The organism is Pseudomonas sp. Ma2-10 (assembly GCF_054330215.1).
Genome location: NZ_JBTEYL010000002.1, coordinates 371,511 through 391,171, shown reverse-complemented (window position 1 = coordinate 391,171; position 19,661 = coordinate 371,511). Strand labels below are relative to the sequence as shown.

Below are 19,661 nucleotides of genomic sequence, written 5' to 3'. Positions count from 1 at the left end.
TATCAGCGTACCGAGCGCAGAGAGGTGTTGACCCGTGGCAGCACGCGGCCCATGACTTCGGCGATGTAGCTGAGGAACAGCGTGCCCACTGAGCTCTTGTAGTGCTGCGGGTCGCGGCTGGCGATGGCCAGGACGCCGTGGATGCCTTGGTAGTTGATGGCGACAACGGCGGTGGAACCGATCTGTTTGCGCTGTTCTTCGCCAAACAGGAAGTCCAGTTCGTGTTCACGCAGGCTACCACTGACGCTCTTGTCTTCCGAGAGCAAGCCACCGATGGCCGTTTGCGCATCAGCATGCGTGACCCAGCGGCCCACCGGCATCGGGTTGTCACCCAGTAGGATCAGGCTGACGAAGGGCACCTGGAAGTCCTGGCGCAGACTGTCTTCGACACTGATCACCACGTCTTCCAGGGTGGTGGCGTCCATCAGCGTGAGAATCAGGCGGCGGGTCTTGTCGAAAAGGCGATCGTTGTCACGGGCTACGTCCATCAAGTGCGAGAGGCGATGACGCAACTCGATATTGCGGTCGCGCAGGATGGTCATCTGGCGTTCGACCAGCGAAATGGTGTCGCCGCGCTGATGCGGAATGCGCAAGGTGGCGAGCAATTCTTCATGCTCGACAAAGAAATCCGGATGAGCCTCCAGGTAGGCGGCAACCGCCGCCGCCTCAAGGCTTTCGGAAAGCGATTCGTCGGGCTGTAGGGCGGGAACCTGGGGCTTATCGGTCATGGGTTTGGCTCACTCAAAGACGCACTTGTCCTTCATATACGCGCACTGCCGGGCCGGTCATCATGACCGGTTGGCCAGGGCCTGCCCATTCAATGGACAGACGCCCGCCGGGCAGGTCGATCAATAGCGGCGAATCCATCCACCCCTGGCTGATCGCAGCCACTGCGGCAGCGCAAGCGCCGGTTCCGCAAGCCTGGGTTTCCCCGGTCCCGCGTTCCCAGACGCGCAACTGCGCGCGGCTTCGGTCGATGACCTGGAGAAAACCGACATTGACCCGCGCCGGGAAGCGCGGATGGTTTTCGATTTTCGGCCCCAGTTCATGCACCGGTGCATTGTTGATGTCGCTGACCCGCAGCACTGCATGGGGGTTGCCCATGGACACGGCGGCCAGGTCGACCAGATTGCCGTTGACGTCGACCTGATAGCTCGTGGCTTGCTCCGGCGCTTCAAAGGGAATATCGGCTGGCACCAGGCGCGGTGCGCCCATGTTGACACCGATCTGCCCGTCGCTGCGGATATCCAGTTCGATGATGCCGCTTTTGGTTTCGACGCGGATTTGCCGCTTGGCGGTCAGGCGTTTATCGAGCACGAATCGTGCGAAACAGCGCGCACCGTTGCCGCACTGTTCCACTTCGGAGCCGTCGGCGTTGAAAATCCGATAGCGGAAATCCACGTCCGGATTGCTTGGCGCTTCGACGATCAGCAACTGGTCGAAACCGATGCCCGTATGCCGATCGCCCCATTGCTTGGCGTGTTTGGGCAGGATGTGCGCATGCTGGCTGACCAGGTCAAGGACCATGAAGTCATTGCCCAGGCCGTGCATCTTGGTAAAACGCAGCAGCATGGTTTTACTCCGGCAGCAGGCTTTCGCCAGCAAACAACTCGGCTACCGTCTCACGGCGACGCACTTCAAATGCCTGATCACCGTCCACCAACACTTCAACGGCGCGGCCGCGGGTGTTGTAGTTGGAACTCATGACAAACCCATAGGCACCGGCCGAATGCACGGCCAGCAGGTCGCCTTCTTCCAGCGCCAGTTCACGATCCTTGGCCAGGAAGTCGCCGGTCTCGCAGATCGGCCCGACGATGTCGTAGGCACGGGCAGCGCAATTGCGCGGGCGCACGGCGGTGACGTCCATCCAGGCCTGGTATAGCGCCGGGCGGATCAGGTCGTTCATGGCTGCGTCGACGATGGCGAAGTCTTTGTGTTCGGTGTGCTTGAGGTACTCGACCTGGGTCAGCAGCACGCCGGCGTTGGCGACGATAAAGCGGCCCGGTTCGAACACCAGCGCCAGATCACGACCGTCGAGACGCTCGCGCACAGCGTTGATGTAGTCGGCAGCCAATGGCGGCTCTTCATCGCGGTAACGTACGCCCAAACCACCACCGAGATCGATGTGGCGCAGGTAAATGCCGCAATCGCCGAGGCGGTCGACCAGGTCCAGCAGGCGGTCGAGGGCGTCGATGAATGGCGCCAGGGTGGTCAGTTGGGAGCCGATGTGGCAATCGACGCCGACCACTTCCAGGTTGGGCAGTTGGGCGGCACGGATGTACACGTCTTCGGCGTCGGCGATGGCGATGCCGAACTTGTTCTCTTTAAGACCGGTGGAAATGTACGGGTGGGTGCCGGCGTCGACATCCGGGTTCACGCGCAGCGAGATCGGCGCGCGAACGCCCAGCTCGGCGGCGACCACTTGCAGACGTTCCAGCTCATCGGTGGATTCGACGTTGAAGCAATGCACGCCGACTTCCAGGGCACGACGCATGTCCTCACGGGTCTTGCCGACACCGGAGAACACGATCTTGTCGGCGCTGCCGCCAGCGGCCAGTACGCGATCCAGTTCGCCACGGGAGACGATGTCGAAACCGGCGCCCAAACGCGCCAGGACATTCAGTACACCCAGGTTGGAGTTGGCCTTGACCGCAAAGCAGACCAGGTGCGGCATGCCGACCAGCGCATCGGCGTAAGCCAGGTACTGGGCTTCGATGTGCGCGCGGGAGTAGACGTAGGTCGGTGTGCCAAAGCGTTCGGCGATGGCGGACAGGGCAACACCTTCCGCGAACAGCTCGCCGTCACGGTAGTTAAAAGCGTCCATGGCGTTCCCTTATTGGTAGACGTCGTGCTTGTGTGCTTTCGACGGCTGCTTTTGCGAGGACTGGGCCTGCTCGGCAGGGTCCTGGGAATCGTCGGGCAGGTACAGCGGGCCTTTTTGACCGCAGGCCGATAATAAGCTGGCAAAAGCGACGAGCGAAGCGAGCGCAGCAAGGGAAGAGATCAGGCGCTTCATGGCGAAATCCTTGAAAATGCATTAATTGCGCCGGAGTATACCGGCCACCCGGCAGCTTGCCTATGCGACGGGGCTCCCGTCCGGCGGGGCTTGGACCTTGGAGCGGTAACTTGTCCTGCGCGGTACACGGATATTTCATAACGCTATCGGGCCCTTGGTCGTTATCCTTTGCAATCACCGGGGCTCGCCCGTATCTTGCGGCGCTTGAGCGTGAGTAGACACTTTTTGAGGTTCCCGCAATGAGTTTGACTGAAGCCCGTTTCCACGATCTGGTCGATGCCACCCAGCAAACGCTGGAGGATATTTTTGACGAGTGTGACCTGGATATCGATCTGGAGAGCTCGGCCGGTGTGCTCACCGTCAAGTTCGAAAACGGCAGCCAGTTGATTTTCAGCCGTCAGGAGCCGCTGCGGCAGCTGTGGTTGGCGGCTGTGTCCGGCGGGTTCCACTTCGATTACGACGAAGAGAGCGAGCGCTGGATGTGCGACAAGAGCGAAGAGCAGCTGGGCGAAATGCTTGAGCGCATCGTCACGCAGCAAGCTGACGCCGAGCTCGATTTCGAAGGCCTGTGAGATCGTGACCCAGCCTGCGCCCGTTCGTCCGCCCAAACCGCTCTACAGCAATGTCAGCCCGGCGGTGGCTTCGCCATGCAGTGGGGTGTGTCGGCTGGATGAGCAGAAGGTCTGCCTTGGGTGTTTTCGCCATGTCGAAGACATCCGCGAATGGCGCTCGGCCGATGACGATCGTCGCCGTGTCATCTGCACGCAGGCCGCACAGCGCAAACAGGTCGGTGGCGCCTGACTTGTATATTTATTGAGCTGTGATAGTGTCCGGGTACGCCTCAACTCATCGAGGTTCGTGAAAACCCCGCCTTCTTCTGGCGGGGTTTTGCTTTTTCTGTGCAGAAGAAAGGAGTCTGCCCAAATCATGACCGCACCTTCAATCACCCTTACCCGTCTGGACGTGCAACGTCTGGAGCGCCTGATCGATAGCCTGGATGACACGCTGCCGGGCGTTATCGCGCTGCAAACCGAACTGGACCGCGCCGATACCCTGGTCGGTCACGATGAAGTACCCGCCGATGTCGTGACCATGAATTCCCGTGTGCACTGCCGTGAAGAAATCAGTGGCAAGGACTATCACCTGACGCTGGTTTACCCGAAGGAAGCCAATGCCGACGAAGGTAAAATTTCCATTCTTGCGCCAGTGGGCAGTGCTTTGCTCGGTATGAAGGTGGGTCAGCACATCGACTGGCCTGCTCCGGGCGGCAAGACCCTCAAACTGACGCTGCTGGAAGTCGAATCGCAGCCTGCCAATGGTGGCGCCTTCCCGGAATGACGTCCCCTCAAGCCTGCTCGAGCGCCTCGTTCAATGCGCGCTCCAGGTCAGCCTTGTAGCGCAAATACAAAATGCTAGAACTCTGACCATCACCGAGCAGGCCCGACAGGTCCAGGTCGGTGATGTAACAGCGATAGCGTTCGGTTTCACGGCGCTGCTCGACGATTTCCCGGGCGACCACGCTGAACAGTTGGTCGCCATGTTCCAGTTCTGAAAACTCCCGCTGATTGCAATACAACGTGACCTGCCCCTGTCCCGGTGCGGCTTTGCCGACAATCGCCTGCACGTCGTAGAACGGTTTGTTAACCGGGGTTTGCGGCGCTGGCCGAGCTTCGACCCGACGCGCCCGTACGGGACCGGAGGGCAGCAGTTGGTAATACAAGGTGTCCAGGCTCAGCGGCTGGGTGACGTCCATCGGCAGCAAGGCGTCGCGCCGGTACTGAATCGATTGCAGGAAACGTTGCAGCGGCACCAGCAGGCTTTGCTCGTCGTGGTAGGGCAAACGCTGCTGCCATAAGGCATTGAATTCATCCAGTACGTACAGGTCGGCGTGGTATTCGTTGATCCGGTAGAACACCTGAATGCAGTCGGGCTGGCCCATCGGCAGGACCAGCGCCAGGTCGTGGTCTTCCAATGCCATCGGGTCCCGGTGCAGCGGGCTGTAGCGTGTCCGCTCTTCGCCCAGGTAATCGACCAGTGCCGGCAGCGTGGCGAGGGCGACATGATTGACTTGACCGGGCACCAATTCCAACACGTGGTAGTGCTGCTGGACCTGAATCAGGTAGCGATGATTGAGTTTGCTCAACAGCAGATTCTGCGCGGTGTCGAGGATTTCCTCGACTCGCCGGGCGATGAATTGTGCGCGGTTGTGGCAAAAGCAACGAACCCGCAACGTGGGTTGTTGTAGCCCGCCGGGCAGGTTGTTGAGGTAATCGCGCACGCAATCGAGCAGCGCGTGAGGGCCGTCGAAGCGGCTGACCAGCACTTCGTTCCAACTATTGAGCGTGACTTGATCCAGGGTCAGCACCAGGTTTTCCCGGACGCCGGCGTAACTGAGGGAATCGGTGCGCTCGGTGGTCATCAGGATGTTCAGGTCGCGGTGGTGCTTGAGTGGATCGACGCCGACGTTCACCAGAATCAGTACTTCACTCGGCACACTGGCGCGCAGTAACGGTTCTTCGGCGACAGTCGTCAGCGGCAGGACGATGCTCTGTTGCAGGCTGGCGAGCAGGTTGAACAGTTCGAACTCGCTCAGGTCGCTGCTGCCGGGATGCAAGGCCAGGCGAGTGCTGCTGTCGATCACACCATTGCGGTGGCACCAGGTCAGCAGCTCCAGCAGTTGGCGGCCGCGCTTGATCGGTGCGAAATGCTCCCATTCGAGGGCCGTCAGGCTGCCGTTGTACAAACCCCACTGAGTTTGACCCGACTCTTTTTTGTTCGGCGCATGCACCAGCGTGAGGGTGTCTTCGGCCAAGTCCGGGGCAATGCCAGGGTTGATGAACTCGACCTTGTCGGCCTTGCGCTCGAAGGCCGCATACAACCGTCGACCCAGCACGTTGAGGTCGCGCTTGTTGATCAGGCTGACGGTCTGTTCGTTGCGGGCGAACTGGGTCAGGAAACGATAGCTGTAATTGAGCTCGTTGACCAAGGCCCTGCGTTCAGAGCTGACCTGACGGACTTTCCACTGGCTGCGGCTATCGAGCAGGGCCAGTTGACGATGGTCCCACTGCCATTCGTGGGTCAGGCGTTTGAGCAACGACCGCTGCCAGCTCTGAGTGCGACTGTTGCTGCCGGTGAGTTTGCGATTGACCTTCAGGTACAACGCCCGGCGTACCAACTCCAGTCGTTGCGGCTCACCGCGGGCAGTCAGGTATTCCTCGATGCGCCGGTAAACCACGACGTACGGGTCCAACTCGTCAAGGTCGAGCCGATTGGCAAACACCGCTTGCTTGAAGCGCAGGCTCAGGCAATGGACCTTGGGGTGTTCGCTGGCGTAGACCTCGGTCAGCAGCAGTTTGAGGACCGATTTGTACGGCGACTCGATGCCCTTGAACAGCTGCCAGAGCCCGGCGCCGATGTATTCGCCAGGCGGGATATAGGCCAGATGTCCCAGGTCCAGCGTTTCGTCGGCACGGATGAAGCGCTTGGACATCAGGGTGTGGGTGTAACGGTCGTAGCTCGCTTCTTCGTAGACCGGCACCAGCCACCAGACGGGCGTGCGTCCGGCCAGCCAGATTGCGGTGCGATAAAACTCATCCAGTAGCAGATAGTGTTGGGTGGTGCCGCAGTCTTCCGAGCTCAATTGCGTATCACGTTCTCCGCGCACGAAACGGGTCGGGTCGATCAGAAAGAAATGCGCTTCGGCGCCCTGGCTGGCGGCCCAGGTTTCGAGGAGTTGGCATTTTTTGCGCAGTTCAGCGAGCTCGCTTTCGCTCAAGTCCGACCCGTGACAGACCCACACGTCCATGTCGCTTTGGTCTGCCTGGGCGAGGGTGCCGAGGCTGCCCATCAGAAACAGGCCGAGAATCGGTCGCGGCGGGTTGCTGCCATGGCGGGGCTTATAGGAAAACGAGCGGGTCAGGCGTTGGGCTTCGGAGAGGGTGTTGGCGTCGGGTTCGTAATTCGACAGCCCGGCCGGCGTGCTGCCCGAAACGTACCCCGGCAACAGCGGATGATTGACGTGGAAAAACAGCGGCAACAGGGTCAGCACCGCTTGCTGGCGGGTCGACAACCCTTCCATGGCGCGGGCCATACGGCCTTCGTTGAGCTTCAGAAACCGTGCGCGCAGTTGGCTGAGAACCTTGCGGTCGATTCCCTCGTCCAGGTCGGGGCGGATTTCATGGGTGCGGGTCATGTCAGCTCAAACCGGCTCGCGGGGCTCAGACGTGGGTGTCTGCGGATGAGGGGCAGTTTAGCGCCTCGGCTCCAGGACTTTTAAGCTGATTTTGTTTTTCTGGCGTCAGAGTTTTATCGCGGGGCGACGGCAGGTAACAGGACTGGTAACGAAATGTGCCCGCGGAAATCCCATAGCAGGAGTTTCCGTGGGCGCTACGGTAATGCTCAGGCAGTTTCCCGGACGTTGAGAATGGTCAGAACGGTTTGCACACTTTGCGCGGCGTCACGACCCAGGCTGGTCAGATAACCACCATCTGGCTGGGTGATCAGTTCTTTGTCGAACAGTCTTTGGGCGGCGGTGATGGCTTTTGGGGCAGCGGTCTGATGAATTTTCAAACCTTCCTGGGAACTGTCCAGGTTGAAGAGCGCGAGGATTTCCAGTTCGGCAACCAACTCAGGGGTAAGCGACATAAGGACTCCAGACTTTCTAGGAATTGGACGACAGCGCCCCTAAGGTGATCCCACTCGGGCGGCATGTCCAGTGCTCGCCACAGGGTTTTTTCGCTTTGGCAAGCATTCCCCGGTGGGTGGTGCGGCGTTCCGCTAAATCCCCTCGCCACAGAAGCCTGCGCTCTACAGGCCGGAGTTATTTCTTTTCGGGCGGCAACTCTGGCAATGCACGCAACGCGGCTTCATACCATTGAGTGTTGAACGCGCGGTCTTCTTCAAGGATCGCGTCGATTTCCACCGCCAGAACGTGGGCCATCAGATTGAGAATTTCTTCACGCTCGTAACCCACCAATGTCAGCTTGTTGAAGGTGGCCTTGGCGGCAGGCGGATTGTCGCTTTCGATCTGGTTTTCGATGGCTTCGACCAGGGTGTTTTCGGCGAACTCTTCTTCGTCGATGTCGTCGTTGTTGGTGCCGGGGGTTGGCTCGCTCATGGCAGGCTCCTCAAGTTAAGGCGGCCAGTTTACCTGCATTCAGCGCTGTGATGCTGCTGGCAAGAAACGTCGCGGCGTTCTATAAATAGGCACCTGCCAACCCCGCACGGCCTGGAGGCTATGTGATGCTCAAACTTTACGGGTTTTGCGTCAGCAACTACTACAACATGGTCAAGCTGGCGCTGCTCGAGAAGGGACTGCCGTTTGAAGAGATACTGTTTTACCCGGGGCCGAGCCCCGAGGCATTAGCCATCAGCCCGCGCGGGAAGGTGCCGGTGCTGGGCGTCGAACAGGGTTTCGTCAACGAAACCAGCGTGATTCTCGAATACCTCGAACACCGCCAGAACGGCACGCCGCTGTTGCCAAGTGATCCCTTCGAGCGGTCGCGGGTCCTGGCGCTGGCCAAGGAAATCGAGCTGTACATCGAATTGCCAGGGCGTGCCTGCTACGCCGAAGCCTTTTTCGGCATGACTGTGCCGGATGCGATCAAGGACAAGACCCGCGCCGAGTTGCTGCTGGGGTTTGCCTCGCTGGGCAGGCACGGCAAGTTCGCCCCTTATGTGGCAGGCGACAGCCTGAGCATTGCGGATGTGTATTTCCTCTACAGCGTGCCGTTGGCCTGTGCGGTGGCGCAGAAGCTGTTTGACCTGGATTTGCTGGCGGAGATGCCGGCGGCCAAGGCGCTACTGGAGCGTCTGGGACAAAATCCGAATGTGCAGCGGATCGCAAAGGACAAGGACGCGGCAATGCCCGCGTTTTTGGCGATGGTCACGTCCAAGAAGTAGGTTTTACAGCGTCTTCAAGAGCGCTTTCGAGCAAGCTCGCTCACACAGGGGAACGTATTCCAAGGGTGGGAGCGAGCCTGCTCCGGGCGGCGTTCCGACGAAGCTTTTGACGGCTTAGCGGCTGGCGAGCAGTGCCTGGCCGCGAGCCACCGCTTTCTTGACCTGTGCCGGCGCAGTCCCGCCGATATGGTCACGGGCATTCACCGAGCCTTCCAGGGTCAGCACGGCAAACACGTCCTGATCGATTTGGTCGCTGAACTTGCGCAGCTCTTCCAGGCTCATTTCCGCCAGGTCTTTACCGCTTTCCACGCCGTACTTCACGGCATGGCCAACGATTTCGTGGCAGTCACGGAACGGCAGGCCGCGGCGAACCAGGTAGTCGGCCAGGTCGGTGGCCGTGGAGAAACCGCGCAGGGCGGCTTCACGCATCATCGCGTGTTTGGGCTTGATCGCCGGGATCATGTCGGCAAAGGCCCGCAGCGAGTCACGCAAGGTGTCGGCGGCGTCGAACAGTGGCTCTTTGTCTTCCTGGTTGTCCTTGTTGTAGGCCAGTGGCTGGCCTTTCATCAGGGTCAGCAGGCCCATCAGCGCGCCGAATACGCGACCGGTCTTGCCACGCACCAGCTCTGGAACGTCCGGGTTTTTCTTTTGCGGCATGATCGAGCTGCCGGTGCAGAAACGGTCCGGCAGATCGATGAACTGGAATTGCGCGCTGGTCCACAGCACCAGCTCTTCGGAGAAGCGCGACAAGTGCATCATCGCGATACTCGCCGCCGAGCAGAATTCGATGGCGAAGTCACGATCGGACACGTTGTCCAGTGAGTTACCGCCAACAGCGTCGAAGCCCAACAGTTGGGCGGTGAATTCGCGGTCGATCGGGTAGGTGGTGCCCGCCAGTGCGGCGCTGCCCAGTGGCATGCGGTTGGTACGCTTGCGGCAGTCGACCAGGCGCTCGTAGTCGCGGCTGAGCATTTCGAACCAGGCCAGCATGTGGTGCCCGAAGGTCACCGGCTGCGCGGTTTGCAGATGAGTGAAGCCCGGCATGATGCTGCCGGCTTCGCGCTCGGCCTGTTCCAGCAAGCCTTTTTGCAGGCGGGTGATTTCGCTCAGGATCAGGTCGATCTCGTCACGTAGCCACAGGCGGATGTCGGTGGCGACCTGGTCGTTACGGCTACGACCGGTGTGCAGCTTTTTACCGGTGACGCCGATGCGGTCGGTCAGACGCGCCTCGATGTTCATGTGCACGTCTTCGAGGTCGATGCGCCAGTCGAACTGGCCGGCCTCGATTTCAACCTGGATGGTCTTCAGGCCATCAATGATGCTGTCGCGCTCGGCATCAGTCAGCACGCCGACCTTGGCCAGCATCGTGGCGTGAGCGATCGAGCCCATGATGTCGTGGCGATACAGGCGCTGGTCGAAAGTGACGGAGGCGGTGAAGCGGGCGACGAAGGCGTCGACGGGTTCACTGAAGCGGCCGCCCCAGGACTGATTGGTCTTGTCAGTGCTCATGAATTCGCTCGTGTCGGCTGAAGAAAGATGGCGTAGAAAGCTGTCGCGGATAATAACAGGGTTGCCAATCCTGTCGCTGACACTGGCCGATACGTTTTTTTCTCAGGTGGCGGTCCATACTCGAATCAACGCCGAGGGGATTTGCGCAACGATATTTTTCAATTGAGCAATATCGTGCCGGCAACCGTCTACAGTTGGACAGTAGGATCAGCGCACTTCCAGACGCTGCAGCAGACTATAAGAAGAGGGGGTGTTCATATTGTGTATCAACAAACCCTACGGCGATGCCTCGCCAACGCGGGCCTGGGCCGCCAAACGCACGACAGATGAAAATTTAGCCGTCGGTCGGGCGGCACTTTTTGGCCCTCGCGCTAGTCTTAGCGTGGATCGCGGTGACGGACGTCACTTCACCTGTCTACGCTATCCTTGTGCGAGACTCACGCAGGAATCCAGCGCAATATGAATGTCCTGATCGTTGATGACGAACCCCTTGCCCGCGAGCGCCTGAGCCGAATGGTTGGCGAACTCGAGGGATACAGTGTCCTGGAGCCTAGCGCCACGAACGGCGATGAAGCGTTGGCTCTGATCGACAGCCACAAACCCGATATCGTGCTACTCGATATTGGCATGCCGGGTCTCGATGGCCTGCAAGTGGCTGCACGATTGTGCGAACGCGAAACCCCGCCCGCCGTGGTGTTTTGCACAGGGCCCGATGAATTTGCCGTGGAAGCCTTACAGGCCAGCGCCGTAGGCTATCTGGTGAAACCTGTGCGTACAGAACAATTGCATGAAGCGTTGAAAAAAGCCGAGCGGCCCAACCGCGTCCAGCTCGCGGCCCTGACCCGTCCCGCCGCCGAAAGTGGCAGCGGTCCGCGCAGCCACATCAGCGCCCGTACCCGTAAAGGTATCGAACTGATTCCGTTGGGTCAGGTGGTCTACTTTATTGCGGATCACAAATACGTGACCTTGCGCCACGAAGGCGGCGAAGTATTGCTGGATGAGCCACTCAAGGCCCTTGAAGATGAGTTTGGCGACCGCTTCGTCCGAATCCACCGTAATGCACTGGTCGCCCGCGAGCGCATCGAACGCCTGCAACGCACGCCTCTGGGGCATTTTCAGCTATTCCTCAAAGGCTTGAATGGCGACGCCCTGATCGTCAGCCGACGGCATGTGGCCGGCGTGCGCAAGATGATGCAACAGCTTTAATCCGTCATTTACGAGCGGGTTTCATCCAGATTGCTGGATGTCTGAGGCCAGGGAGGCCACGCGTTTTCTGATACAAGTCAAAGTGGATTTGGCTGAGCTGTTATTATCCGCCGTATCTATTCAGTACGGATTGATCCATGTCCTCTCGCGAAATCCGCATCGCCACCCGTAAAAGTGCACTCGCCCTGTGGCAGGCCGAATACGTCAAAGCCCGTCTTGAAGAGGCCCATCCGGGTCTGCTCGTGACGTTGGTGCCCATGGTCAGTCGCGGTGACAAATTGCTCGACTCGCCACTGTCGAAAATCGGCGGCAAGGGCCTGTTCGTCAAAGAGCTGGAAACCGCGCTGCTGGAAAACAAAGCCGACATCGCCGTGCACTCCATGAAAGACGTACCGATGGACTTCCCTGAAGGCCTCGGTCTGTTTTGCATCTGCGAGCGAGAAGACCCACGTGATGCCTTCGTTTCCAATACCTACGCCAGCCTGGACGAATTGCCGCAAGGCAGCATCGTCGGCACCTCCAGTCTGCGCCGTCAGGCCCAATTGCTGACCCGTCGTCCGGACCTGGAAATTCGCTTCCTGCGCGGCAACGTCAACACTCGGCTGGCCAAGCTCGATGCCGGCGAATACGACGCCATTATCCTCGCCGCCGCCGGCCTGATTCGTCTCGGCTTTGAAGATCGCATCACCTCGGCCATCAGCGTCGACGACAGTCTGCCGGCCGGTGGCCAAGGGGCGGTGGGTATCGAATGCCGCAGCGTCGACAGCGAAATTCACGCGCTATTGGCACCGCTGCACCATCAGGACACCGCCACCCGTGTGACTGCCGAGCGTGCTCTCAACAAACATTTGAATGGCGGCTGCCAAGTCCCCATCGCCTGCTATGCCGTGCTTGAAGGCGAGCAGATCTGGTTGCGTGGTCTTGTCGGTGATCCGAACGGCGGTCTGCTGCTCATCGCCGAGGCTCGTGCGCCACGCCGTGACGCCGCCGCCTTGGGTGTGCAAGTGGCTGAAGACCTGCTGAGTCAAGGTGCCAACGACATTCTGAAAGCAGTCTACGGCGAGGCAGGTCACGAGTGACGGGTTGGCGCCTGCTGCTGACGCGTCCCGCGGATGAGTCGGCGGCGCTGAGCACGCTTTTGGCCGAAAAGGGGATTTTCAGCAGCAGTTTGCCGCTTTTGGAGATCGAGCCGATTCCTGCCTCTGACACAATGTGCGAGGTGATTCAGGGGCTGGATCGCTATTGCGCGGTGATCGTGGTCAGCAAGCCGGCCGCCAGAATCGCTATGGATCTGCTCGACAGGTATCGACCGCAACCCCCTCGTTTGAGGTGGTTCAGCGTGGGCGCAGCCACCGCGCAGATCCTCCAGGATCGCGGGCTGGACATCAGCTTCCCGGTGGATGGCGATGACAGTGAAGCCTTGCTTGCGCTTCCTCAGTTGCGCGAGGCAATCGCGCGGCCCGGTTCGCGCGTGCTGATCATGCGCGGGGAGGGCGGGCGCGAGTTACTGGCTGAGCGTTTGCGCGAGCTTGGTGCTAGTGTCGAGTATCTGGAGTTGTACCGCCGCGACCTGCCGCACTACCCGCCGGCAGCGCTGCCTGACCTGATCGAAGCGGAACGCTTGAACGGGCTGGTGGTCAGCAGTGGACAGGGGTTTGAGCACCTGCATCAATTGGCCGGCGATGCCTGGCCGCAGTTGGCGCGGTTGCCGTTGTTTGTTCCAAGCCTCAGGGTCGCCGAGCTGGCACGTGCCGCCGGGGCCCAAACAGTTGTGGATTGTCGTGGCGCCAGTGCCGCGGCTTTGCTGACGGTGTTACGGGAGCATCCCGGGCCCGTTCTCTAATGCAAAGGATGGATACGTGAGCGAAACAGCCTTGCCTAAAGATGACGTCCAGCCAGTGCTCGATGCACCGGTTGAAGCACCGGTTGAAGCCGGACCACCTGCTGCAGCGCAGCGCCGGAGCAATGGGCTGGCAATCGTCGCGCTATTGCTGGGCGCCGCCGGTGTCGCCGTGGGCGGATGGGGAGTCTGGCAGGTGCGTCACCTGCAAGCCAATACTCAACTGCAGTTGAGTCAGGTCCAGGCATTGAACGATCAGGCGCAGGACCTGAAGCTCAATGAACAACGCCTGACTGCTCGCCTGGAACAAATGCCTGTCGCCGCTGAGTTCGACGCGCGCAGTCGTTTGGTTACCCAACTTCAAGGTGATCAGCAACGCCTGAATCAACGTCTGGAAACGATTCTCGGTGCCAGCCGCAAGGATTGGCGTCTGGCCGAGGCCGAGCACCTGCTGCGGCTGGCCAGCCTGCGTCTTTCCGCGCTGCAGGACATCAGTAGTGCCCAGGCTTTGGTGCAGGGCGCCGATGAAATTCTGCGCGAACAGAACGACGCGGGCTCGTTTGCCGCTCGCGAGCAAGTGGCCAAAACGCTGGTGGCATTGCGTAGCACCCAACAGCCGGATCGCACCGGTTTGTTCCTGCGACTGGGAGCGCTGCGCGATCAGGTGATCAGCCTCACCGAGCTGGCACCCGAGTACAAGGACCGTGGTGAATCCCTGTTGGGTCTCACCGCCGATGGCGACGGCGCCAGTCGCTGGGCGCAATGGTGGGATCAGGTCTCGCGCTACATCCGCATCGACTTTAACGCCGACAAGAATGTGCGTCCGTTGCTGGCCGGGCAGAGCCTGAGTCAGGTGCGCCTGGCTCTGAGCCTGGCGCTGGAGCAGGCGCAATGGGCCGCACTCAATGGCCAGGCCGCGGTTTATACCCAGGCGCTGGCCGAAGCGCGGGACGTGCTCAAGGGCAACTTCAACCCGGACAACCCTCAGAGCAAAGTGATGCTTGAGCAGGTTGGCGAGTTGAGCCAGCAACCGGTCACCGTTGTCACGCCAGACCTGACTGGCACGCTGAGCGCGGTTCAGGGGTATCTGGAGCGGCGTAATGTCAACGCCGAGGACTCGATCAAGCCGATGGCCAAGCCTGCCGCAGACACCGCTCAGGAGGCGACGCCATGAAACGCCTCTATGTGATCGTGTTCCTGGTGATCGCCGCCGCTGCCGTGCTGGGGCTGGCGATTGCCGAGCATTCCGGTTACGTGCTGATCGCCTACAACAGCTTCCGTTACGAATCGAGCCTGTGGGCGACCCTGGCGTTGGTCATCGTGATCTGGCTGGTGTTCTGGGGTATCAAGGCGTTGATCGAATTGGTGACGACCTCCAGCGGCGTGGTCAATCCCTGGTCGCGGCGCAATCGCAGTCGCCGTGTGCAGGTAGCCATTGAACACGGTCAGCTGGATCTGGCCGAAGGTCGCTGGGCCAGTGCACAGCGCCATCTGCATCGGGCTGCGGAAGCCGAGCGACAGCCGTTGCTTTACTACCTCGGCGCTGCCCGGGCCGCGAACGAACAAGGTCAATACCAGGAAAGCGACAACCTGCTGGAGCGCGCTCTAGAGCGACAGCCCCAGGCAGAGTTGGCAATTGCCCTGAGCCACGCACAATTACAGACCGACCGTGGCGATACGGCAGGCGCCCTGGTGACGCTGCAAGCCATGCACGAGCGTCATCCTCATAACGTCCAGACCTTGCGCCAGTTGCAGCGCTTGCACCAACAACGGGGCGACTGGTCGGCCTTGATTCGTCTGCTGCCGGAGCTACGCAAGGACAAGGTCCTGCCTCCGGTCGAACTGGCGGAACTGGAACGCCGAGCCTGGGGTGAGAACCTGTCCCTGGCGGCGCACCAGCAAGAAGAAGGGACGGTCGGCTTGCAATCGCTCAATCGCGCCTGGCAGCAGTTGACCTCCGCTCAGCGTAAGGAGCCGCAACTGGTGCTCGCTTATGCCGAGCAACTTCGGCAACTGGGTGCTCAGGTCGAGGCCGAAGAGATCTTGCGGACGGCGCTCAAGCGCAACTACGACAGTCATCTGGCGCGCCTCTACGGACTCGTTCGCGGTAGCGATCCGTCACGTCAACTGCACACCGCCGAGAGCTGGCTCAAGGAACATCCGGCCGACGCCAGTCTGTTGCTGACCCTGGGGCGTTTGTGTCTGCAAAGCAGCCTTTGGGGCAAGGCCCGGGACTATCTGGAAAGCAGCCTGCGAGTGCAGCGCAACCCGGAAGCCTGCGCAGAACTGGCGCGGCTGCTGGCGCAGTTGGGTGACACAGAACGCAGCAATCAGTTGTTCCAGGAGGGCTTGGGCTTGTTGGACGAGCGCTTGCTGGCGGCACCGTTGCCGGTTCCTGTTCACGCTTGAAGAGCGGATGACGGGTCGCTCGAAGGAGCGATCCAGTCGCCTGCAAACTGCCGGAGTTTTACCTTTGTAGTCCGTCAGCGGCATAGTCCTACATAGGACTACGCCTAATCCTCTCGCTCTTGTCGGGATTTCCCTACACCTCTGTTGAAGTGTCCCCGCCGGCCTGCCTTGAAAGGCTGGCGCGCTTTCCTCTACCGTAACCGCCTGTCTCTACTGTTACGGAAATGCCATGTCTTTGGCCTGCTCACGCTCCTTGTTTTTCATGGCTTTCATTGCAGGTGCCCTGGCCTTGGGCGCGTCCTATTACCTGGAATATACGGTCGGCCTCAAGCCTTGCGGGTTGTGCCTGTTGCAGCGCTTTTGTCTCGCGTTGCTCACGGGTATCTGTCTGGTGGCTTCGGTGCATGGGCCGGGCCGCATCGGGTCTTTCCTGTATTGGATGCTCGGGCTTTTTTGCAGTCTGGCGGGTACGGTCACGGCGTGGCGGCAGGTATTGCTGCAGAGCGATCCAATGCACCAGCTGTTGATGTGCTCGCCCAATCTGGTAGTTCAGGACGAGGACAGGCCTTGGTTGTGTCAGGCCTCGCAGATGTTCAACGGGGAGGCGGAGTGCGCGCAGATTTCCTGGACGCTGTTCGACCTGAGCATTCCTGAATGGAGTCTGCTGTTCTTCATGGCGATGACAATTCTGGGGGTTTATCAACTGCTGCGCGTTGCCTGGAAAGCCTGTCCGCGGCCGCTCAGCGGCGGTTCGTCGCACCGGGTGCTGGCGGGTGATTAAACACTTGTATGAACTTTATCTCCTGCGTACCTTGAAGCCATTGTCGCGCGGGCATAATCTGGCCCGCACGTGTCATTGGAATTATGTTGCTCGAATGACGCTCTGCCTGGCCGATACTTGACCTTCAAGTGTGGCGACGGGTGTAGGGCAGCATGACCCACAAGGGAAGAGAGATCACCATGCTCGAAAGTTGTCAGAATGCTCAGGAACGTTGGGGTGGAGTGCATCTGCTGATCGATCGCTGGTTGCAGGAGCGTCACGAACTGGTTCGGGCCTATGATGCTCTCGGCGCCAAGCCTGAGGCACTGGGTGAGAACCGTAAGCCGTTGCAGGAATTCTGCGGCGTGCTGGTCGATTACGTGTCTGCCGGACACTTCGAGATCTACGAACAACTGACCGGCGAAGCGAAGGCGTTTGGTGACACTCGCGGGCTTGAGTTGGCCGAGACTATCTACCCTCGCATCGATGTCATCACCGAGAAGCTGCTCGCGTTCAATGACCTGTGTGATGCAGGTCAATGCGTAGCAGAGAAATTCAAAGAGCTGGGAGGCCTGTTGCACGAGCGCTTCGAATTGGAAGACTGCCTGATCGAAGTGCTGCACACCGCTCACAAGGAAGTGGACTCGGTTCAGGCCTGAACCCCTTCCTGCAAGACCTCTAAAAACGGTGCGCTATGCGCGCCGTTTTTCGTTTCCGGTATTCAGCTCGTGGCACCGCGTAATTCGACTTCGAATACCAGCGGTGTGAACGGCGCAATCAGGTCGCCGGCACCCTCGGCGCCATAGGCTTCGGCCGATGGAATCACCAGGCGCCATTTCGCGCCGACCGGCATTTGCTGCAACGTGCTGCGCCATCCGCTGATCACACTGTCGAGGCTGAACCACTGCGGTTGACTGTTCTGATCGAACACTGTGCCGTCGGGAAGGCGACCGATATACAGCACCTGGACTTTGCCGTTGGGGCCAGGTTTGGCGCCAGTGCCTGGCACTAACTCCGTTAGCAATATTCCATCTGCCAGTTCACGAACGCCCGGTCTGGCTTTTTCCTCGGTGAGAAAGGCCTGCTCTTTTTCGAGGGCGACTTCGCTTTGCGGCATGCTCGGTTGCAACGCGATCCGGGCTTCGTGCTCGGCAAGAATCTGTTCGATCTGCTCATCTTTCAGCGCCAGGGGTTTGCCTTGATAGGCTTGTTGCAAGCCTTGGATCAGCGCCTGAAGTTGCAGTTCGGGAACCTCCTGGCGCAGGCGTTCACCGAGGCTTGCGCCCAGGCTGTAAGAGAGATCATGAGTGTCATTTGCTTTGGTTTTTTCGGCGGCCTGAGCCACGGAAAAAAACACGCACAGTGATAAAAAAAGGTAGCGCGACATGGGCACTCTCCGACCTGAGATGCGGAGGATTATGCCAGTGTGAATGCGCTCTACGGTGAACTGGTTTTGCGCACGCTCAGAAGAATTTCAATCCATTGCAACGTAGCGCTTTGGATACTGTCAACATGCCCTAGCGGCAGTAGCAGCAGAGGTCTAGTATGAGCCGCACCCACGTCAGCCAGGAGGTAAACCATGTCGGCCACCAAGAAGCCTGTAAATACTCCGTTGCACTTACTCCAACAACTCTCGGGCAGCTTGCTCGAGCATCTGGAAAACGCTTGTTCCCAAGCCTTGGCTGATGCTGAAAAACTGCTCGCCAAATTGGAAAAACAACGCGGAAAAGCGCAAGAAAAATTGCACAAATCTCGTACCAAATTGCAGGACGCTGCGGCGGCCGGCAAGGCCAAGGCACAAGCCAAAGCCAAGGGCGCGGTGAAGGAACTTGAGGACTTGCTCGATGCCCTCAAGGATCGTCAATCCGAAACTCGCAGCTACATTCTGCAGCTCAAGCGCGATGCTCAAGAAAGCCTGAAACTGGCCCAGGGCATCGGTCGTGTACAAGCGGCTGTCGGCAAGGTGTTGTCCCTGCGTTCGGCCAAGCCTGCTGCGGCTCCTGCCAGGAAAGCCGCTGCCAAGCCGGCTGCTGCAAAAGCCCCCGCCAAGCCTGCTGCGACTCCTGTTAAAAAAGCTGTCGCCAAAGCACCGGTGAAAGCTGCGGCTAAACCTGTCGCTAAACCTGCGGCAAAAAAACCAGTCGCTGCAAGGGCCGCAAAACCAGCTGCAAAAACAGCCGCCGCCAAACCTGCTGCCAAAACAGCTGCTGCTAAACCTGCTGCAAGAACCACGGCTGCTAAATCGGCTGCTGCGAAACCTGCTACCAGGCCTGCCGCGAAATCAGTCGCGACTAAAGCTGCAGCCAAACCTGCTGCTGCGAAGTCTGCAGCCAAACCCGCCACGGCCAAACCGGCTGCCAAACCGGCTGCCAAACCAGCCGCCAAGACAGCCGCAAAGCCCGCCGTGAAAAAACCGACCGTCGCTGCCAAACCAACCCCGGCACCCTCTGCTTCGGCCGCTCCTGCGCCAGCAGCGACTACCTCGACGCCAACGCCAGTAGCACCGTCGAGCATCAGCTCCACCCCAACCAGCGCTTCCTAAGTGCCGGTTACCGCGACGCGCAGCTGATGCAGCGCGTCGCGGTCCAGGTGGGCGGCGTCTGCCGTTACACCTTCCAGCCAGGCCGATAGATCGGTCGCCTCACCTTCAGGCCAGCTCTGCGCCGATTGCTCCAGTCGCAACAACAGATGTCGCTCGGCTTCCATTTCCAGCGTTTTAACTTGTTCGCGCAAACTATGCAGCTCGGCATCTTCGGCCGCGGCGGCTTTCCATTGCAGGCGCAAAGCGCGCAACGGTTGCACGACATCTGCGTCCCAAGGCTCGGCTACGTTGCGAAGCAACTGCAATCGTTGCTCGTTGCAGGTGACGCCACGTTCTCCCAGCCACAACCCGCACAGCAGCAGGCACACGTTCGCACCCGCCGATTGCAAGTGCAGGCACGCCCGTTCAACGCCGCGACGGGAGTAAGTGATAACGGAAAAGCTCCACAGGTCAGAGGACATAGTGCTACTCGCGCCAG

22 protein-coding genes and 1 pseudogene are annotated in these 19,661 nt (G+C 59.9%); 13 read left to right on the top strand and 10 right to left on the bottom strand.

Translation table 11 applies throughout. The features are described from left to right. Window positions 1–2: 2 nt before the first annotated feature. The 4 genes from ACXPVS_RS04445 to lptM are packed head-to-tail and all read right to left on the bottom strand — an operon-like array spanning window position 3 to window position 3,016. Window positions 3–728: a DUF484 family protein gene (locus ACXPVS_RS04445; protein WP_458508844.1), complete on the bottom strand. Its 726-nt coding sequence runs from the start codon at window positions 726–728 to the stop codon at window positions 3–5. Window positions 729–741: 13 nt separating this feature from the next. Further along, the gene (gene dapF, locus ACXPVS_RS04440) at window positions 742–1,572 is read right to left on the bottom strand and encodes a diaminopimelate epimerase (protein ID WP_458508843.1); all 831 of its coding nucleotides are present in this window, start codon (window positions 1,570–1,572) and stop codon (window positions 742–744) included. A gap of 4 nt (window positions 1,573–1,576) precedes the next feature. Then, the gene (gene lysA / locus ACXPVS_RS04435; protein WP_458508842.1) at window positions 1,577–2,824 is read right to left on the bottom strand and encodes a diaminopimelate decarboxylase; all 1,248 of its coding nucleotides are present in this window, start codon (window positions 2,822–2,824) and stop codon (window positions 1,577–1,579) included. A 9-nt stretch (window positions 2,825–2,833) separates the two neighbouring features. Then, entirely contained in the window at window positions 2,834–3,016 is a 183-nt protein-coding gene (lptM, locus tag ACXPVS_RS04430) for an LPS translocon maturation chaperone LptM (protein WP_131060735.1), read from the bottom strand. Window positions 3,017–3,255: 239 nt separating this feature from the next. Here lptM and cyaY point away from each other — a divergent pair, with 239 nt between their 5' ends. The 3 genes from cyaY to rnk all read left to right on the top strand — a co-directional run bounded on the left by cyaY (window position 3,256) and on the right by rnk (window position 4,354). Next, window positions 3,256–3,588, top strand: coding sequence for an iron donor protein CyaY (cyaY, locus tag ACXPVS_RS04425; RefSeq protein WP_458508841.1), 333 nt, complete (start codon window positions 3,256–3,258; stop codon window positions 3,586–3,588). Window positions 3,589–3,592: 4 nt separating this feature from the next. Then, window positions 3,593–3,817, top strand: a complete 225-nt coding sequence (locus ACXPVS_RS04420; RefSeq protein ID WP_458508840.1) for a DUF1289 domain-containing protein — start codon at window positions 3,593–3,595, stop codon at window positions 3,815–3,817. 126 nt (window positions 3,818–3,943) lie between these two features. After that, window positions 3,944–4,354, top strand: a complete 411-nt coding sequence (rnk, locus tag ACXPVS_RS04415) for a nucleoside diphosphate kinase regulator (RefSeq protein ID WP_123365074.1) — start codon at window positions 3,944–3,946, stop codon at window positions 4,352–4,354. A gap of 7 nt (window positions 4,355–4,361) precedes the next feature. On the opposite strand, the gene ACXPVS_RS04410 is transcribed toward rnk, so the two are convergent. The 3 genes from ACXPVS_RS04410 to ACXPVS_RS04400 form a co-directional block, all read right to left on the bottom strand. Further along, window positions 4,362–7,208: a class I adenylate cyclase gene (locus ACXPVS_RS04410; protein ID WP_458508839.1), complete on the bottom strand. Its 2,847-nt coding sequence runs from the start codon at window positions 7,206–7,208 to the stop codon at window positions 4,362–4,364. A 206-nt stretch (window positions 7,209–7,414) separates the two neighbouring features. Then, window positions 7,415–7,660 carry a TIGR02647 family protein gene (locus ACXPVS_RS04405; RefSeq protein WP_458508838.1) on the bottom strand — a complete coding sequence of 82 codons (246 nt, stop codon included), beginning with the start codon at window positions 7,658–7,660 and terminating at the stop codon, window positions 7,415–7,417. Between the two features lie 175 nt (window positions 7,661–7,835). Beyond that, on the bottom strand, window positions 7,836–8,132 hold the full coding sequence (locus tag ACXPVS_RS04400; protein ID WP_458508837.1) for a hypothetical protein: 297 nt from the start codon (window positions 8,130–8,132) through the stop codon (window positions 7,836–7,838). Window positions 8,133–8,257: 125 nt separating this feature from the next. On the opposite strand from ACXPVS_RS04400, the gene ACXPVS_RS04395 reads away from it, so the two are divergent. Next, window positions 8,258–8,917, top strand: coding sequence for a glutathione S-transferase family protein (locus ACXPVS_RS04395; RefSeq protein WP_458508836.1), 660 nt, complete (start codon window positions 8,258–8,260; stop codon window positions 8,915–8,917). Between the two features lie 114 nt (window positions 8,918–9,031). Here ACXPVS_RS04395 and argH read toward each other — a convergent pair whose 3' ends face one another. Beyond that, window positions 9,032–10,426: an argininosuccinate lyase gene (argH, locus tag ACXPVS_RS04390; protein WP_458508835.1), complete on the bottom strand. Its 1,395-nt coding sequence runs from the start codon at window positions 10,424–10,426 to the stop codon at window positions 9,032–9,034. 143 nt (window positions 10,427–10,569) lie between these two features. Here argH and ACXPVS_RS04385 point away from each other — a divergent pair. The 8 genes and pseudogenes from ACXPVS_RS04385 to rsd all read left to right on the top strand — a co-directional run. Next, window positions 10,570–10,889 (top strand): annotated as a pseudogene (locus tag ACXPVS_RS04385) (sensor histidine kinase); the annotation flags it as partial. Then, a complete protein-coding gene (locus ACXPVS_RS04380; RefSeq protein WP_046045093.1) occupies window positions 10,886–11,632 on the top strand; it encodes a LytR/AlgR family response regulator transcription factor in 747 nt (248 codons plus the stop codon). The pseudogene ACXPVS_RS04385 and the gene ACXPVS_RS04380, both read left to right, overlap by 4 nt. A gap of 137 nt (window positions 11,633–11,769) precedes the next feature. Then, window positions 11,770–12,711, top strand: a complete 942-nt coding sequence (gene hemC, locus ACXPVS_RS04375) for a hydroxymethylbilane synthase (protein WP_458508834.1) — start codon at window positions 11,770–11,772, stop codon at window positions 12,709–12,711. Then, the gene (locus ACXPVS_RS04370) at window positions 12,708–13,475 is read left to right on the top strand and encodes a uroporphyrinogen-III synthase (RefSeq protein WP_458508833.1); all 768 of its coding nucleotides are present in this window, start codon (window positions 12,708–12,710) and stop codon (window positions 13,473–13,475) included. The genes hemC and ACXPVS_RS04370 overlap by 4 nt, the downstream gene beginning before the upstream one ends. A gap of 16 nt (window positions 13,476–13,491) precedes the next feature. Then, window positions 13,492–14,646, top strand: coding sequence for a uroporphyrinogen-III C-methyltransferase (locus ACXPVS_RS04365; protein WP_458508832.1), 1,155 nt, complete (start codon window positions 13,492–13,494; stop codon window positions 14,644–14,646). Then, a complete protein-coding gene (locus ACXPVS_RS04360) occupies window positions 14,643–15,881 on the top strand; it encodes a heme biosynthesis HemY N-terminal domain-containing protein (RefSeq protein ID WP_458508831.1) in 1,239 nt (412 codons plus the stop codon). The genes ACXPVS_RS04365 and ACXPVS_RS04360 overlap by 4 nt, the downstream gene beginning before the upstream one ends. Before the next feature lie 229 nt (window positions 15,882–16,110). Beyond that, the gene (locus ACXPVS_RS04355; protein WP_458508830.1) at window positions 16,111–16,662 is read left to right on the top strand and encodes a disulfide bond formation protein B; all 552 of its coding nucleotides are present in this window, start codon (window positions 16,111–16,113) and stop codon (window positions 16,660–16,662) included. Window positions 16,663–16,841: 179 nt separating this feature from the next. Next, entirely contained in the window at window positions 16,842–17,300 is a 459-nt protein-coding gene (gene rsd, locus ACXPVS_RS04350; RefSeq protein WP_458508829.1) for a sigma D regulator, read from the top strand. A gap of 62 nt (window positions 17,301–17,362) precedes the next feature. Here the strand turns inward: rsd and ACXPVS_RS04345 are convergent, their stop codons facing one another. Continuing rightward, complete coding sequence (locus tag ACXPVS_RS04345; RefSeq protein WP_458508828.1) at window positions 17,363–18,028, bottom strand: FKBP-type peptidyl-prolyl cis-trans isomerase; 666 nt, start codon at window positions 18,026–18,028, stop codon at window positions 17,363–17,365. Between the two features lie 192 nt (window positions 18,029–18,220). On the opposite strand from ACXPVS_RS04345, the gene ACXPVS_RS04340 reads away from it, so the two are divergent. Beyond that, entirely contained in the window at window positions 18,221–19,183 is a 963-nt protein-coding gene (locus ACXPVS_RS04340) for an AlgP family protein (protein ID WP_458508827.1), read from the top strand. On the opposite strand, the gene ACXPVS_RS04335 is transcribed toward ACXPVS_RS04340, so the two are convergent. After that, on the bottom strand, window positions 19,180–19,644 hold the full coding sequence (locus ACXPVS_RS04335; RefSeq protein WP_458508826.1) for a TIGR02444 family protein: 465 nt from the start codon (window positions 19,642–19,644) through the stop codon (window positions 19,180–19,182). The genes ACXPVS_RS04340 and ACXPVS_RS04335 overlap by 4 nt on opposite strands. Between the last annotated feature and the right edge of the window lie 17 nt (window positions 19,645–19,661).